The organism is Photorhabdus sp. HUG-39 (assembly GCF_963878365.1).
Classification (GTDB): domain Bacteria; phylum Pseudomonadota; class Gammaproteobacteria; order Enterobacterales; family Enterobacteriaceae; genus Photorhabdus; species Photorhabdus kayaii.
In genome coordinates, this window is the sequence record NZ_CAWNWY010000009.1 from 23,645 (window position 1) to 41,366 (window position 17,722).

General features: G+C 50.3%; 3 protein-coding genes. All 3 read left to right on the forward strand.

Annotated elements, in window-relative coordinates:
* Window positions 1-53 precede the first annotated feature (53 nt).
* Window positions 54-15,713 carry a non-ribosomal peptide synthetase gene (locus tag AAC155_RS08020; protein ID WP_113041718.1) on the forward strand — a complete coding sequence of 5,220 codons (15,660 nt, stop codon included), beginning with the start codon at window positions 54-56 and terminating at the stop codon, window positions 15,711-15,713.
* Window positions 15,714-16,351: 638 nt separating this feature from the next.
* The gene (locus AAC155_RS08025) at window positions 16,352-16,570 is read left to right on the forward strand and encodes a hypothetical protein (RefSeq protein WP_113041719.1); all 219 of its coding nucleotides are present in this window, start codon (window positions 16,352-16,354) and stop codon (window positions 16,568-16,570) included.
* Entirely contained in the window at window positions 16,560-17,543 is a 984-nt protein-coding gene (locus tag AAC155_RS08030) for a T6SS immunity protein Tli4 family protein (RefSeq protein WP_113041720.1), read from the forward strand. Before AAC155_RS08025 ends, AAC155_RS08030 begins: the two co-directional genes overlap by 11 nt.
* The last annotated feature ends 179 nt before the right edge of the window (window positions 17,544-17,722 follow it).

Sequence of the window (17,722 nt, forward strand, 5' to 3'; positions counted from 1 at the left end):
GTTGAGAATGACAGTTTTCAAATAACTAACAGATTCGTTGAGGTAGTAAGTAGATGAAAGATAGCATGGCTAAAAAGGAAATTATCTTTGACGCTGGATTAGTGCAAGTACCGTCAGACAAGGTCGGTGACGACATATCTGCTCAGAAACTTAATTTGTTATCAGAGGCTGAACGTACACTGTTGTTGGAAACTTGGAATGCCACTGAAACCGTCTATCCTGACCAGTTAGGTATCCATCAATTGTTTGAACGACAAGTGGAGAAAACCCCGACCGCGACGGCGTTAATCGCAGGAGATAAGACCCTGAGTTATGCGGAATTGAATGCTTGTGCTAACCGACTGACTCATCAACTGATTAAACAGGGGATTTGCCAGAATGATCATGTGGCAATCCTGTTAGAGCGATCTATCGAATTGGTGGTAGCTCAATTGGCTATTCTCAAGGCGGGGGCGGTTTATGTTCCTATCGATACCGGCATGCCGGACGAGAGAAAAAATGGGTTGATAAACGATTGCTTAGCCAAATTGTTGCTCACCGACGCACAAGCGAATATCCCGACTAATCTGGATGTCCCGCTAATTCGTCTCTCTGATGAGACAGGCGCGAACAAGGCGGAAGAGAGTTTCAATCCTGACTTACTTTATTCCAGTACTGCGCCAGCGTATATCATGTACACCTCCGGCTCGACTGGCACCCCAAAAGGGGTGATCGTGCCTCACCGCGCTGTGGTCCGACTCGTTATTAATAATGGTTATGTTGAAATTGAACCCAATGATCGGGTTGCTTTCGCGGCTAACCCGGCTTTCGATGCCAGTACTTTTGAAGTGTGGGCACCTTTACTCAATGGCGGGGCATTGGTGGTTATCGACCACACCACTTTGTTGACGCCGCCGGAATTTGTACAGGCATTAGACCGTTATCAAATTAATCTCTTATGGTTAAGCGTCGGCCTGTTTAACCGGCTAGCGGCGGAATTGTCCCCAGTGTTGCCACAGTTGAAAAATCTGATTATCGGCGGCGATATTCTTGACTCCCATGTGATTTCCCAGGTTTTACGCAAGAACCCGCCTCAGCAGTTATTGAATGCCTATGGGCCGACCGAGGGCACCACCTTTACCACCACATACCGGATTGAAACGTTATCCCCAGGAACAACCAACATTCCTATTGGTCGACCCATTGCCAATACGCGGGTTTACTTACTGGATGAGCAGGGCCAGCCCGTGCCATTGGGGAGGATGGGCGAGATTTATGTTGGTGGCGACGGGGTGGCCTGTGGTTATCTCAATCGCCCTGAATTGACCACTGAACGCTTTTTGGTTGATCCATTTAGTGATGCACCGGATGCGCGAATGTACCGGACCGGCGATTTAGCTCGCTACCTGCCGGATGGCAATCTGGAATTTTTGGGCCGCAACGATCAGCAAGTGAAAATCCGCGGGTTTCGGATTGAACCGGGAGAAATTGAAGCCCGATTGGTGGAGTATTCCGCAGTACGTGAAGCGGTGGTATTAGCGTTAGGTGAGGGGCAGGACAAGCAGTTAGTTGCTTATGTGTTGGCAGAGTCGGATAACGAATTGCCTACCCACTTGCGTGAACACCTAAGTGCGCGGTTGCCTGATTATATGGTGCCGGTGGCCTTTGTGCGGTTGGATGAATTCCCGTTAACTCCTAATGGCAAACTGGATCGTCGGGCATTACCGGCACCGGGGGAAGACGCCTTTGCTCGTCAGGTTTACGCCGCACCGCAAGGGGAGCGGGAAATTGCATTGGCGACTATCTGGCGTGAGTTACTGGGTATTGAGCAGATAAGTCGGCATGACAGCTTCTTTGCCTTGGGCGGCCATTCACTGCTCGGCGTGCGCATGATTGAACAGCTACGCCATTTAGGGCTGACATTGGCTGCCCGCGACCTGTTTCAATTGCCAATACTGGCAGAGTTGGCCCAAACATTGGGGCAGCATCAGATTGTGACAGTGCCGCCGAATGTCATTACCCCGGCGACCATTGAATTGACGCCAGCGATGTTGCCGTTAATTGATTTGACTCAGCCTGATATTGATTACATCGTCGGGCAGGTACCGGGTGGAGTGGTCAATATTCAGGATATTTATGCGCTGTCACCGTTGCAGGACGGTATCTTGTTTCACCATCTACTGGCGAAAGAAGGTGATCCTTACTTGCTGGCCTATCCAATGATCTTTGCTGACCGTGGTTTGCTAGACCGCTATTTATTTGCGGTACAACAGGTGGTTGACCGTCATGATATTTTGCGTACCGCTTTTATCTGGCAAGGATTATCCGTTCCGGCGCAGGTGGTTTGGCGTCAGGCCCCATTGTCAGTCACTGAACTGACGCTGAACCCGGCTGACGGACCGGTTGGTGATCAACTGGCGCAACGTTTTGATCCGCGGCAATACCGTTTCGATTTAAGTCAGGCACCGTTGTTACGCTTTGTGATAGCACAGGAAGAAGATGGCCGCTGGTACGTACTGCAATTACAACATCACCTGATTGGCGACCATACCACGCTGGAAGTCATGAACCTCGAAGTTCGGGCCTATCTTGAGGGACAGGGCGATAACCTGCCGACACCGGTACCGTTCCGTAATCTGGTGGCTCAGGCTCGGCAAGGGGTTGACCAGACAGAACATCACCGATTCTTTACCGACATGTTGGCAGAAGTGGATGAACCGACGTTACCGTTTGGGCTGACCGAGGTACATCGTGATGGTTCTCAGGTCACACAAGCGCACCGGATGTTGTCTCCCATGCTGAATGATCGTTTACGTGCTCAGGCGAGACGTATAGGTGTCAGTCTGGCAACCCTGTGCCATCTGGCTTGGGCACAGGTGCTGTCGCGTACCAGCGGACAAGAGAAAGTGGTGTTCGGCACCGTGCTATTTGGGCGTATGGCCGCCGGGGAAGGGGCCGACAGCGGTATGGGGCTGTTTATCAATACATTACCATTGCGGCTGGATATCGATGATACCCCGGTACACAATAGCGTCAGGGTAGCGCATACCCGGTTAGCCGGATTACTGGATTATGAGCATGCTTCATTGGCGTTGGCTCAACGTTGCAGTGGGGTACAGGGCGGCACACCGCTTTTTAGTGCCCTGTTGAATTACCGGCATAATGAGCAACCGATGGTCCCGCATGAGATGGTGCCGGGTATTGAATTTCTCGGCGAACAGGAGCGGACCAACTACCCGTTTGTGCTGTCGGTGGAGGATGGTGGCGATACACTGGGGCTGACTGCTCAGGTAGTACAACCGTTTGATTCAGAACGAGTATGCGGTTACATGCAACAGGCGCTGGAAAGTCTGGCGGATGCCCTTGAACAGGCGCCGGAAACGCCGGTACGGGCGCTAAACGTTTTGCCTGCATCGGAACGCACGTTATTGCTGGAAAACTGGAACGCGACTGAAACACCGTATCCTGAGCAACTCTGTATTCATCAGTTGATTGAACATCAGGTGGAAAAAAAACCGGAAGCCACGGCGCTGGTGTATGAAAATCAAACGCTCAGCTATGGACAATTGAATATCAGCGCTAACCGGCTTGCTCATCAACTGATTGCCTTGGGCGTCGTGCCAGATCAACCAGTGGCGATTTGCATGGCAAGTTCACTGGCGCGGGTAATAGCGGTGCTGGCGGTGCTGAAAGCGGGCGGAGCCTATGTGCCGTTGGACCCGGCTTATCCGGGAGAACGACTGTCACATATCCTGACCGATGTAGCCCCGGCTAGGGGGTTGAAGGTAATGGAGGTGAGGACAATAGTGCTGGCGGATAGTACCGGGCGGGCTGCATTGGGTGAGCAAACGCTTGCGGGACTGACGGTACTAGACCCGAATATCTTACCTGACCAGCCGGACAACAATCCGCAGGTTTCTGCCTTAACTTCTCGCCATCTGGCCTACGTGATTTACACTTCTGGATCGACCGGGATACCCAAAGGGGTAATGATTGAGCATCGTGGGCTAGTCAATCTTATCCGGGATAAAATCACCCAATTCGACATTCGCCCTGTTAGCCGGATGTTACAGTTTGCTTCATTTGGCTTTGATGCCGGTGTCTGGGAAACCATGATGGCATTAGGCAGTGGAGCCTGTCTGGTTATTCCGGCCGAAACTGTTCGTCAAGATCCGAGTCGCCTCTGGCATTACCTGGAAGAACAATCGGTGACGCACGCCTGCTTGACCCCGGCTTTGTTACGAGAAGGGTCCGATTTGCCAACGATAGCAATAAAACCGACATTAATATTGGGCGGTGAAGCGCCCAGTCCCGTGCTACTACGGGCGTTAAGTCATCAAGCAATCCTATTTAATGCCTATGGCCCGACAGAAATTACCGTCTGTGCCACCAGTTGGCGTTGTCCATCACACTATACTGATGTGTTGGTTCCCATTGGGCGCCCGACAGCGAATACACGTATTTATCTACTGGATAACCGCGGCCAGCCAGTTCCATTGGGCGCAGTGGGGGAACTCTATATTGGTGGGGATGGTGTCGCTCGTGGCTATTTCAATCAGCCAGATCTGACTGACGAACGTTTTCTAGCTGATCCATTTAGTGATGCTGCCGATGCCAGGATGTACCGGACCGGGGATTTGGTGCGCTACTTACCGGACGGCAATCTGGTGTTTGTTGGCCGTAACGACCAGCAGATTAAAATCCGTGGTTTCCGCATTGAGCCGGGAGAAATTGAAGCTCGGTTGGCAGAACACCCTATGGTGCGTGAAGCGCGGGTCGTGGCCTTGGGAGATGGGCAGGATAAACGTTTAGTTGCCTATGTTGTAGCCGATGCGGATAGTGGACTGGCGGCCAGTTTGCACACTCATTTGAGCGCTATATTGCCTGATTATATGGTGCCGGCGGCCTTTGTGCGTTTGGCGGCCTTCCCGCTGACGCCAAACGGTAAATTGGATCATCAGGCATTACCGGCACCGGGAGAAGATGCCTTCGCCCGCCAGATTTATGTCGCGCCACAAGGGGAAATGGAAATCGCAGTAGCGGCTATCTGGTGCGAATTATTGGGCGTTGAGCAGATAGGCCGACACGATAATTTCTTTGCCTTGGGCGGACATTCCCTGTTGGCAGTGCGGATGATGAACCGGATAGCCGCTTTCAGTGTTGACCTGCCGTTGGCCGCGTTGTTTATGTCTCCGTCATTGGCGACATTTACCGGGAAGATTTGCGCACAACGTAATACGGGCAGTGATAAATTGCCTGAAATTAGGCCAATATCCCGTGATAGTGTTTTGCCGTTATCGTTTGGTCAGCAGCGTATGTGGTTTCTGGCGCAATTTGAGGGGGTTAGTGATACCTACCATATTCCGACAGCCCTGCGTTTACGTGGACGGCTAAATCTTTCTGCTTGGCAGCAGGCCCTGAATCGACTGTTTGCTCGCCACGAGGCGCTCCGTTCTGTTTTTATCACCGTTGATGGTCAGCCTCAGGTTGAACTGTTACCAGCGGAATTTGGTCTACCGGTGAAAAAATACGATTTGCGTAAAGCATCTAACGTGAACGAACAATTTAAGCGCTTGTGTGTACAGGAAGCTGAAACGCCGTTTTATCTTGCTCGTGGCCCCCTAATTCGTTGCGCACTGATCCAACTGGCCGATGAAGAGCATATATTCTTACTGACTCAGCATCATATTATCTCCGATGCTTGGTCTTTAAAGATACTTGAATCAGAACTGGCTGCACTTTACGCTGCTTGTCTAAATCAACAGCCTGATCCGTTGCCGCGATTGACCATTCAATATCCTGATTATGCGGCCTGGCAGCGGCAGGTATTTTCTGGTGAAGGAGTACAGGCACAGCGTGATTACTGGCGTCGGACGTTGGCAGATGCACCGGTATTGCTTGAGTTGCCGATAGACAAACCTCGACCCTCCCAGCAATCATTTACCGGAGGTCGGGTCGCGGTGCACATTGATGCCACGTTGGTACAGGCGCTAAAACATCTGGGACAACAGCACGGTACCACACTGTTTATGACAGTGTTGACCGCTTGGGCTGTGTTGCTGTCGCGTTTGTCCGGGCAGGATGATGTCGTTATTGGTATACCGAGCGCTAACCGTAATCGGCGGGAAATTGAACCGCTGATTGGTTTCTTTGTTAACACATTGGCGTTGCGTATCGATTTATCCGATATGCCGGATGTGGTCACTCTACTGCGGCGTGTACGGCAGACGACACTAGAAGCGCAGGATCATCAGGACCTGCCTTTCGAGCAGGTGGTAGAAATTGTTCAACCGCCACGCAGACCGGAGCATACGCCACTGTTCCAGGTAATGTTTGCCTGGCAGGAGAATGAAACAGAGGAATGGCAATTACCGGAATTGGCGGTAACGTCATTCGAGCTAGGATACGATATAGCGAAATTCGATCTGCAACTGGAATTAACGGAAAAGGCAGGCGAAATTGTTGGAGAACTGAACTACTCTTCGGCCCTGTTCGACCATGAAACCATCGAAAGACAGGTTGGTTATTTGCAGGCCATATTGCGGGCAATGGTGAACCAATCTCAGCAACCTGTCACGGCTATCGATATTTTGTCATCCGCTGAACGGCAGTTATTGCTGGAGAATTGGAATACGACCGAAGAACCATACCCTACTCAGGTGTGTGTTCATCAGTTGTTTGAACAACAGGCAGAGAAGACCCCGGATGCCATAGCGGTGGTGTATGAAAATCAGACGCTTAGCTATGCAGAACTGAATGCCCGCGCCAACCGGCTAGCCCACCAGCTTATCGCCTTAGGCGTAACGCCGGATCAGCGGGTAGCGATTTGTGTGACACGCTCACTCGCGAGGGTCATCGGGTTGTTGGCGGTGATGAAAGCGGGCGGGGCCTATGTGCCGTTAGATCCAGCCTATCCCGGTGAACGTCTGGCTTATATGCTCACTGATGCGACACCGGTTATTTTACTGGCGGATAATGTTGGGCAGGCCGCGCTAGGTGAGGACGTTTTGGCGACGTTGATTGTGCTCGATCCGAATACCTTGCTGGAGCAGCCAGACCATAATCCGCAAGTATTTGGACTGACCCCACAGCATCTGGCCTATGTGATTTACACTTCCGGCTCAACGGGCAGACCAAAAGGTGTGATGATTGAACATCGTAGCGTGGTTAATTTGACGCTGACACAAATTACTCAGTTTGATGTTTGTGCCACCAGCCGAATGTTGCAGTTTGCTTCATTTGGGTTCGATGCCAGTGTCTGGGAAATCATGATGGCGCTGAGCTGTGGGGCCATGCTGGTTATTCCTACAGAAACCGTGCGGCGAGATCCACAGCGCCTTTGGCGTTACCTGGAAGAACAGGCAGTGACCCATGCCTGTTTGACGCCGGCTATGTTTCATGATGGAGCCGATTTACCGGCGATAGCGATCAAGCCAACATTAATATTTGCAGGAGAAGCACCGAGTACTGCGTTATTTCAGGCACTGTGCAGCCGGGCCGATTTGTTTAACGCTTATGGGCCGACGGAAATTACCGTGTGTGCGACCACCTGGAATTGCCCGTCAAATTATACCGGGGGATTAATCCCCATCGGCAGCCCGACCGCCAACAAACGCCTTTATCTGCTGGATGAACACGGCCAGCCAGTCCCATTGGGCACCGTGGGGGAATTGTATATTGGTGGCGTTGGGGTAGCGCGTGGCTATCTCAATCGCCCTGAATTGACGGCTGAACGTTTCCTGCATGATCCGTTTAGAGATGAAGCGGATGCCCGAATGTACCGTACCGGGGATTTGGCCCGCTACTTGCCGGACGGCAATCTGGTATTTGTTGGTCGTAATGACCAACAGGTTAAAATCCGTGGTTTCCGCATTGAGCCGGGAGAAATTGAGGAACGATTGATTGAACACTCTGAGGTAAGTGAAGCGCTGGTATTGGTGTTGGGTGACGGGCAGGATAAACGACTGGTGGCTTATGTGGTGGCGCCAGCGGATGACGGACTGGCGGCTTATGTGGTGGCGCCAGCGGATGACGGACTGGCGGCCAGATTGCGTGAGCACCTGAGTGATATTTTGCCTGACTATATGATACCGGCGGCTTTTGTGCGTTTGGATGCCTTTCCGCTGACCCCTAACGGTAAGCTGGATCGCCGGTCGCTGCCAGCACCGGGGGAGAACGCCTTTGCTCGCCAAGCTTACCAAGCGCCACAAGGGGAAATGGAGATAGCATTAGCCACTATCTGGCGCGAATTGCTGAATGTTGAACAGGTTGGCCGACATGACAGTTTCTTTGCCTTGGGCGGTCACTCGCTGTTGGCAGTCAGGATGATTGAGCGTTTACGGCGTATAGGATTGGGCCTGTCGGTGCAAACACTATTCCAGCATCCGACATTAAGTGTATTGGCCCAATCTTTGGTGCCGCATCGTGAAATTAGCGTGCCTGATAACGGTATTACCGCGGATACGACTGTGCTGACGCCAGCCATGTTGCCGCTGATTGATCTGACTCAAGCTGAAATTGATCGTATTGTTGAGCAAGTACCGGGTGGAATTGCCAATATTCAGGATATCTATGCGCTGTCACCGTTACAGGATGGCATTTTATTCCACCATCTATTGGCAAATGAGGGTGATCCCTATCTACTGATTACTCAACAGGCTTTTGCTGATCGACCCTTACTTGACCGCTATCTGGCTGCGGTTCAACAGGTGGTTGACCGCCATGATATCTTGCGTACCGCCTTTATCTGGGAAGGGTTGTCTGTGCCGGCTCAGGTAATTTGCCGTCAGGCGCCTTTGTCCGTAACGGAATTGACGCTCGACCCGGCTGATGGGCCGATCAGTAACCAACTGGCTCAACGTTTTGACCCGCGCCGGCATCGAATTGACCTGAATCAGGCGCCGTTATTACGTTTTGTTGTGGCGCCGGAGAGCGATGGTCGTTGGATTGTGTTGCAATTGCTGCATCACCTCATTGGCGACCATACCACGTTGGAGGTGATGAACAGCGAAGTGCAAGCTTTTCTCTCTGGGCGAATAGACACCGGGCGAATAGACAGCTTGCCTACGCCGGTCCCATTCCGCAATCTAGTGGCGCAGGCTCGTTTGGGTGTCAGCCAGACAGAGCATACCCGTTTCTTTACCGACATGCTGGCTGAGGTGGATGAGCCGACACTGCCATTTGGGTTGGCGGAAGCACATCATGATGGTTCACAAGTGACGGAATCTCACCGGATGCTGACAGCAGGACTGAACAAGCGCTTACGTGGTCAGGCGCGGCGGTTAGGCGTCAGTGTAGCGGCGCTATGTCATCTGGCTTGGGCACAGGTGCTATCGCGTACCAGTGGGCAAACGCAAGTGGTGTTCGGTACGGTGCTGTTTGGACGTATGCAAGCGAGAGAAGGATCTGATAGTGGCATGGGGCTATTTATTAACACCTTGCCGTTGCGATTGGATATCGATAATACCCCGGTGCGGGACAGTGTACGCGCCGCACATAGCCGACTGGCGGGATTGTTGGAACATGAGCACGCTTCACTGGCGCTGGCGCAACGTTGCAGTGGCGTAGACAGTGGAACGCCACTTTTTAATGCGCTGTTGAACTACCGACATAATACCCAGCCGGTCACACCAGATGAAATTGTGAGTGGCATCGAATTCCTTGGCGCACAGGAGCGGACCAACTATCCATTTGTGTTGTCGGTAGAGGATGGTGGCTCTGATCTAGGGCTGACGGCTCAAGTGGTGCAACCATTCGATCCAGAACGGATATGTGACTATATGCAACAGACGTTGACAAGTCTGGTGCAGGCGCTTGAGCAGGCGTCCGATATGCCGGTACAGCAGTTAGAAATTCTGCCGACAACTGAACGCACATTATTGTTAAAAACCTGGAACACCACTGAAACGGCGTACCCTGAGCGGTTGTGCATTCATCAACTGTTTGAACAGCAAGTGGAGAAGACCCCGGATGCCACGGCGCTGATACATGAAAACCAATCCCTTAGTTATGTGGAATTGAATGCTGATGCTAACCGATTGGCTCACCAACTTATTGCGCTGGGTGTCGCGCCGGATCAGCGGGTGGCGATTTGCGTAGCAAGTTCACCGGCGCGGATAGTGGCGCTGTTGGCGGTGTTGAAAGCGGGAGGCGCTTACGTGCCATTGGACCCGGCCTATCCGGGTGAACGTCTGGCCCATATTTTGACTGATGCTGAACCGATTATTTTATTGGCAGATAGTGTTGGACGTTCAGCTTTAGGTGAGCAAATGCTTGTGGGGCAGACAGTGATTGATCCGCATTTATTGCCTGATCAATCGGATAACAACCCACAACTATCTACATTGACCTACCGTCATCTGGCTTATGTGATTTACACCTCTGGTTCGACCGGCACGCCAAAAGGGGTGATGGTGGAGCATCGTGGGTTAGTCAACCTTATTCAGGATAAAATCGCTCGATTTGACATTTTCCCCGCTAGCCGGATGTTGCAGTTTGCTTCATTTGGTTTTGATGCGGGTGTCTGGGAAATGATGATGGCGCTATGCGGTGGTGCCGCTCTGGTTATTCCTGATGAGTCTGTTCGCCAGGACCCACACCGCCTTTGGCATTATCTGCAAGAGCAGTCAGTGACGCACGCTTGTTTGACTCCGGCTTTGCTGCGGGATGGGGCTGATTTGCCGGTGATAACGGTAAAACCTACCTTGATATTGGGCGGTGAAGCGCCCAGCGTGGCGTTGCTTAAAGCGTTGCGCAACAAGGCTACGGTATTCAATGCTTATGGTCCAACGGAAATCACCGTTTGTGCAACCAGTTGGCGTTGCCCACTAAACTATACCAATGTGTTAATTCCCATCGGGCGCCCAACAGCCAACACCCGTCTCTATCTGCTAGATGCCCTCGGTCAGCCCGTGCCGCTAGGGGCAGTGGGTGAACTCTATATTGGTGGCATCGGTGTGGCGCGTGGCTATCTCAATCGTCCTGAACTGACCGACGAACGTTTCCTTGCAGACCCATTTAGTCATATTGCTGATGCCCGGATGTATCGAACTGGGGACTTAGTTCGCTATCTGCCGGATGGCAATCTGGTGTTTGTTGGTCGTAACGACCAGCAGATTAAAATCCGCGGTTTCCGCATTGAACCGGGAGAAATCGAAGCCCGGCTGACAGAATACTCCGGGGTGCGTGAAGCGCTGGTACTGGCCTTAGGCGATGGGCCGGATAAACGGCTGGTGGCTTATGTGGCGGCGGAAGCAGATGACGGGTTGGTTAACCGTCTGCGTGAACATCTGAGTGGGTTGTTACCTGATTACATGGTACCGGCGGCCTTTGTGCGGTTGGATGCTTTTCCGTTGACGCCTAACGGCAAGCTGGATCGCCGGGCGTTACCCGCACCGGGGGAAGATGCTTTTGCCCACCAGATTTACGCTGCGCCGCAAGGAGAAACCGAAACCGCATTGGCTGCTATCTGGCGTGAATTACTGGGCGTTGAACAGATTAGCCGGTACGACAGCTTCTTTGCCTTGGGGGGCCATTCGTTGCTTGCGGTACGGATGGTTGAACGTTTGCGTAATTTGGGTTTAACGCTGGCAGTACGTGATCTGTTCCAATCCCCGATACTGTCTGAACTGGCGCAAACATTGAGGCTGAATCAGACCGAAAAAGTGCCGGCCAACATGATTACACCGGCCACCACGGTGTTAACGCCAGAAATGTTACCGCTGATTGATCTCACTCAGTCTGAAATTGATCACATCGTCGAACAGGTACCGGGCGGGATAGCCAATATTCAGGATATCTATGCGTTGTCGCCGTTACAGGACGGTATCCTGTTCCACCATTTGCTGGCAAACGAAGGCGATCCCTATCTGTTGGCAGGTCAAATGGCTTTTGCTGACCGGCCTCTGCTGGATCGTTATCTGGCGGCGGTTCAGCAGGTGATTAACCGTCATGACATCCTACGGACCGCCTTTATCTGGCAAGGAATATCCGTTCCGGCGCAGGTCGTTTGCCGTCAGGTGTCGTTGTCGGTGATGGAATTGCCATTAGATCCGGCTGACGGACCGATCAGCGAACAATTAGCACAACGGTTTAACCCACGTCAATATCGTCTCGATTTGGGGCAGGCGCCGCTGTTGCGCTTTGTGGTGGCACAGGAGAGTGATGGTCGTTGGATTGTTTTGCAACTGATGCATCATTTGATTGGCGACCATACCGCGCTGGATGTGATGAGCCACGAAGTTCAGGCGTACCTTGACGGGCAGGACGGCAACCTGCCAGCCCCAGCGCCATTCCGTAATCTGGTGGCGCAGTCCCGATTAGGGATAAGTCAGGAAGAACATACCCGTTTCTTTACCGAGATGTTGGCTGAGGTTGATGAACCGACGTTACCGTTTGGGCTGGCGGAAGTTCGCCATGATGGCTCGCAGATGACCGAATCGCACCGGATGTTGACCCCTGAGTTAAATAACAGTTTACGTGGTCAGGCTCGGCGATTGGGGGTGAGCTTGGCTGCCCTATGTCATCTGGCCTGGGCACAGGTGTTATCACGTACCAGCGGACAGCAGCAGGTAGTATTTGGCACCGTCTTATTTGGGCGCATGGCGGCGGGTGAAGGGGCTGAAAATGGCATGGGGCTGTTTATCAATACCTTGCCGCTACGGTTGGATATGGATGATACCTCGGTACGAGACAGCGTACAGGTAGCACATCACCGGCTGGCGGGATTATTGGAACACGAATATGCCTCGTTGGCACTGGCTCAACGTTGTAGCGGGGTGCAGGGAGGAACGCCTCTATTTAGTACCTTGCTGAACTACCGACACAATATAGCTTCGGTGGAATCGAATGAGATCATGAGCGGTGTTGAATTTCTCGGTGCACAGGAGCGGACTAACTATCCGTTTACGCTGTCAGTAGAAGATTTTGGTGATGCACTGGGGCTGACAGCGCAAATCGTCCAGCCGTTTGATGCCGAGCGGGTGTGTGGCTATATGCAACAGGCGTTGGAAAGTCTGGTGGGTGCACTGGAGCACGCCTCGGAAACCCCGGTTCAGCGGTTGGAAATTTTATCGGCAGTAGAAAGGAAACGGCTACTGAAAGTCGGCAATGGCCCGCAAACGACATATTCCAACTCGTTGTGTATTCATCATCTGTTTGAACAGCAAGTGGCGAAAAATCCTGAGGCAACGGCACTGGTCTATGAAGAGCAGACTCTTAGCTATGCAGAATTGAATGCATATGCTAACCGACTGGCTCATCAGTTAATTGAACTCGGAGTGGAACCCGATCAACGGGTGGCGATTTGTGTCACGCGTTCACCGTCAAGAGTGGTGGCGCTACTGGCGGTACTCAAAGCGGGTGGGGCTTATGTTCCCTTAGATCCAGCCTACCCGGGTGACCGGCTAGCTTATATGCTCACGGATGCGACACCGTCGGTGGTACTGGCAGATAATGTGGGCCGTACTGCGCTAGGTGAACAGGCGCTGACGGCGTTAACGGTACTTGATCCGAATGTTCTGCCTGATCAGCCGGATAATAATCCGCACGTCCCGGCGCTAACCTCACGACATCTGGCGTATGTGATTTACACTTCTGGTTCCACCGGTACACCAAAAGGGGTGATGGTCGAACATCATGGCTTGGTCAATTTAATTTGGGAGAAAATCACCCAATTTGACATTTGCTCGGATAGCCGGATGTTACAGTTTGCTTCATTTGGTTTCGATGCCAGTGTCTGGGAAATCATGGTGGCACTGTGTGGGGGAGCTACCCTAGACATTCCGGTTGATAGCGTTCGTCAAGACCCGCTGCGCCTGTGGCGTTATCTGGAAGAACGGCGGGTAACACACGCCTGTTTGACCCCGGCTCTGTTACGGGATGGTGCCGATTTACCGGCGATAACGATAAAGCCCACCTTGATACTGGGCGGAGAAGCACCCAGTGCGGCGTTGTTGCAAGCATTACGTGGTCGGGCAACGTTGTTTAATGCTTATGGCCCGACAGAAATCACCGTCTGTGCAACCTGCTGGCGTTGCCCGCCAGACTATACTGATATGCTGATCCCGATTGGGCGTCCGACAGCGAATACCTCTATTTATCTCTTGGATAATCACGGCCAGCCAGTGCCATTTGGGGCAGTGGGGGAATTGTACATTGGTGGTGCCGGTGTCGCGCGTGGCTATCTCAACCGCTCTGATTTGACGACTGAACGTTTCCTGACAGATCCGTTCAGCGATCAACCGGATGCTCGTATGTACCGAACCGGGGATTTAGCCCGCTATCTGCCAGATGGCAATCTGGTCTTCGTTGGTCGTAATGATCAACAGATTAAAATCCGGGGTTTCCGCATTGAACCGGGTGAAATCGAAGCGCGGTTGATGGAGTACCCTGCTGTGCGTGAGGCGATTGTATTGGCACTGGGAAATGGTCAGGATAAACGTCTGGTGGCTTATGTCGCAGCTGAGGCGGATGATGGACTGGCTAGTCAATTACATCGTCATTTAAGAGCTTTATTGCCTGACTATATGGTGCCGTCAGCTTTTGTGCGTCTGGACGCCTTTCTGTTGACTCCGAACGGCAAGTTGGATCACCGGGCATTACCGGTGCCTGATCAGAACGCGTTTGCCCGTCAGATCTATGAAGCGCCGCAAGGCGAAGCAGAGATCGCCTTGGCGGCTGTCTGGCGTGAATTACTGGGGGTTGAGCGAATTGGCCGGCATGACAACTTCTTTACCTTGGGTGGACACTCGCTGCTTGCTATGCGGATGATCAATCTGGCCGCAGAACGAGGGTTGATTTGCTCATTAAATAATCTGTTCCAATTCCCGGTGCTAGCGGAATTGGTGTCAGAGATCACCTCAGATCCGCTGTCTCAATTGCAAAACAGTGCCATACCGGTGCGACCGGATGGAACCGAACCGCCGCTCTTCTTCGTGCCGAGTGGCATGGATGACTATTCCTATGTTTTTGGGCTGGCTCAGCATATTCAGGCGGATTACCCGATTTATGCGCTACCTTGGCCGTCTATCAATGAGGAACAGGCATCGACCATTGAAGCTCTGGCGACCAGAATGATCACCTTTATGAAGGCAGTGCAACCAGAAGGCCCGTATCGGATATACGGCTACTCTTCTGGCGGTATACTGGCTTATGCCATTGCTCAGCAACTGCTGCATGCCGGAGAGACAGTTAATTTCTTGGGGCTAATTGATACACCGGCTCCGCACTGTTTCAAGACACGAGTCGATCAACCTAAACTTCAGTTCCTTGCTGAATTGGCAAGGCAGTCAGTGGATGAGCATCCTCAAGAGATTGCTGCATTGCATCAGAAAATGGACGAACTGAATTTAGTGCAATTTATTGCAGCAGCGCAGAAGTTGGAATTATACCCATCAAATCTGCGCCCTGACTTAATTGCCAAACGTTGGGTACAGATGGGAAATTATGTCCAGATGGTTAAGGATTATGAGCCGAAAGCGCTGGCGATAACGCTACATCAATTCTATGCGATGGAATCTTATCCACAGATTCCATTTGTTACCGATGTTGCGCTACAGTCCGTAACGATGGAACCGTCGTTAGGTTGGGAACAGATAGTTCCTGACTCTTCGCTACAGTTAACCTCGGTTCCGGGGGATCATTTTAGTCTGATGGAAGATAGTGAAAATAAAACTATTTTGGCTAAGACCTTAAGCAGGGCGTTGGCAATGAATTGTGAGGCGGAGGCGCTGTAATGCCAGTGATATTGTGGGATGAAAGGCTATACTTAAATAAAAATAGTTAAAAATCAATTTGTCCGGTGAGCGGTTTTTATAATAGCCGGACAATCTTGCTGAATATATACCCGTCATCTTTCAAGTTGCCTCTTTGTTGGCTGCACTCGCTCACCCCGGTCACATAGTTACCTATGCTCCCGGGGATTCACTCCCTTGCCGTCGCGATGCATCTTGAAATCCATAGGGTATAAATGAGGAAATAGCGTAATCGTTAACTGTTTTTGTTAACAGAATAGCTGTCAGAATAAATATCACCACAGATATTCCGATTAAAACATTTGGCTATATGGGTGAGAGCCATGATTATACTTTTCTCAGTGAAGAGGGAATGTTGCTATGGGGTTATCTTGATGTTATTAAATATTTTGTTCAACATGCTGTTATATCGGTGGTGACAATGGGGGGCATTAAAAAATTGTATTTTTTTGAAAAAAAGAGTTGATCTTTATCAGCACCCGTTAAGAAGATAGAAAAATTCAGAAATCGCTCATCCTGTTTATGCATGATGTTATGCAGCGACTTTTGCAGTAGATGCTCCTTTGAAAGTAGCTAGTTCCAGTTTACCGAAGGATTTACGTATTGATATAGGGAGAATAATGGAAGTAAGCTTACAACGTGAATTCATTATCGCCGCTGAACTAGTCAATCGCTACGCCAACGGCATGCTGCTCAGGACGCCGTTTTTTCATGAAGCTCTCAACCGTGATGCGAAAAAAGATAGGCACTTATATTCTGTGGCAGTGATATTTCTCTGCCCATTATTATCCCGTTTTAACCTAAAAAGGAAAAGAGAAGGAAAAGAGAATGAAAACTGAAATATTAGCCAATATGCAGACTCGTTGTATCGGGCGTTATCTGATTGATATTCCCTTGGCATTTGAAAACATCATCAACAATGAGATATTTATTGATGATGCAAAAATAGAAACCAAGCGTATGCATCTATCCGCATTTGAACAGCGCATAGAGATAAGAGAGCAAAAATTAAGGACGACTAAAACTGCCGATCCGAAAGATCTGCCCTTTTTAAAGAAAGTTTATCATCTCCAGGGAAAATTATATGGCGTGATTTTTGATAGAAATAATAGTGTCAGTGAACCCGGTTTTTCCAGAATATTAGAAGCCCATTTATATGATAATGAGGTTGCTTTTATTATAGAAATGAAATTTATAGAGATATCAGATGATAAATATAGTTATTCAAGAAACCTTTATATAAACTCTGGATTGAATGAAAGCCAATATAAAATGTTTTCTCAAACTCTGGACAAAATGCAAAGGCTAATTGCCAGAATCAGTGGCAGAAAGGATAGTGATATTCCGATAGAGGCAGGAATCTGTATCCCTGATGGTTTTATTGCCGACTATAATAATGAAAAAGAAAATATAAAGTTTGTCTATCAAGGAAATCAGGATGATAATTTCACATTCAGTCTTGAAATTATTAATGACTTTAAAGGGGAAGGCACTTTACTTGAACGTATTAGTGCGATTGAAAGGGATTGGTTTATTAACTATGGCAAGATAATAAGAAAGGGGGAAAGAGAAATAAATGGGATTCATGGGGATGAGTTATTAGCAGTAGATATGCAATCTCTTGACAATAATCCGCGTTATCAATTTGATTTTATTGCAAATGATATGGTATTGAATGATAAAAAAATCTGTGTTGTTATTATGTTAATGAATTACCAGTTACCTGCAACGCCATATACCGAAGATGAATTGATCGCGTTTTGGGATGCAATCACGAAAACCTTTCGTAGAGGACCGGATGCTTTCGAATAGCGATGAAGTGAGAGGGATAGTGTTTTAAATAATTCACTAATGGGATCATCCGTCCATCAAAGCGCTTTCGACGGGACAGATTATATTGGAATTGAAAATCAGAAATCCATGTTGATATTAATATAAAATGAATTTTCTCCCTTGTTTGTAAATTTCTGGTGCTATTATCTCGGTGTCGA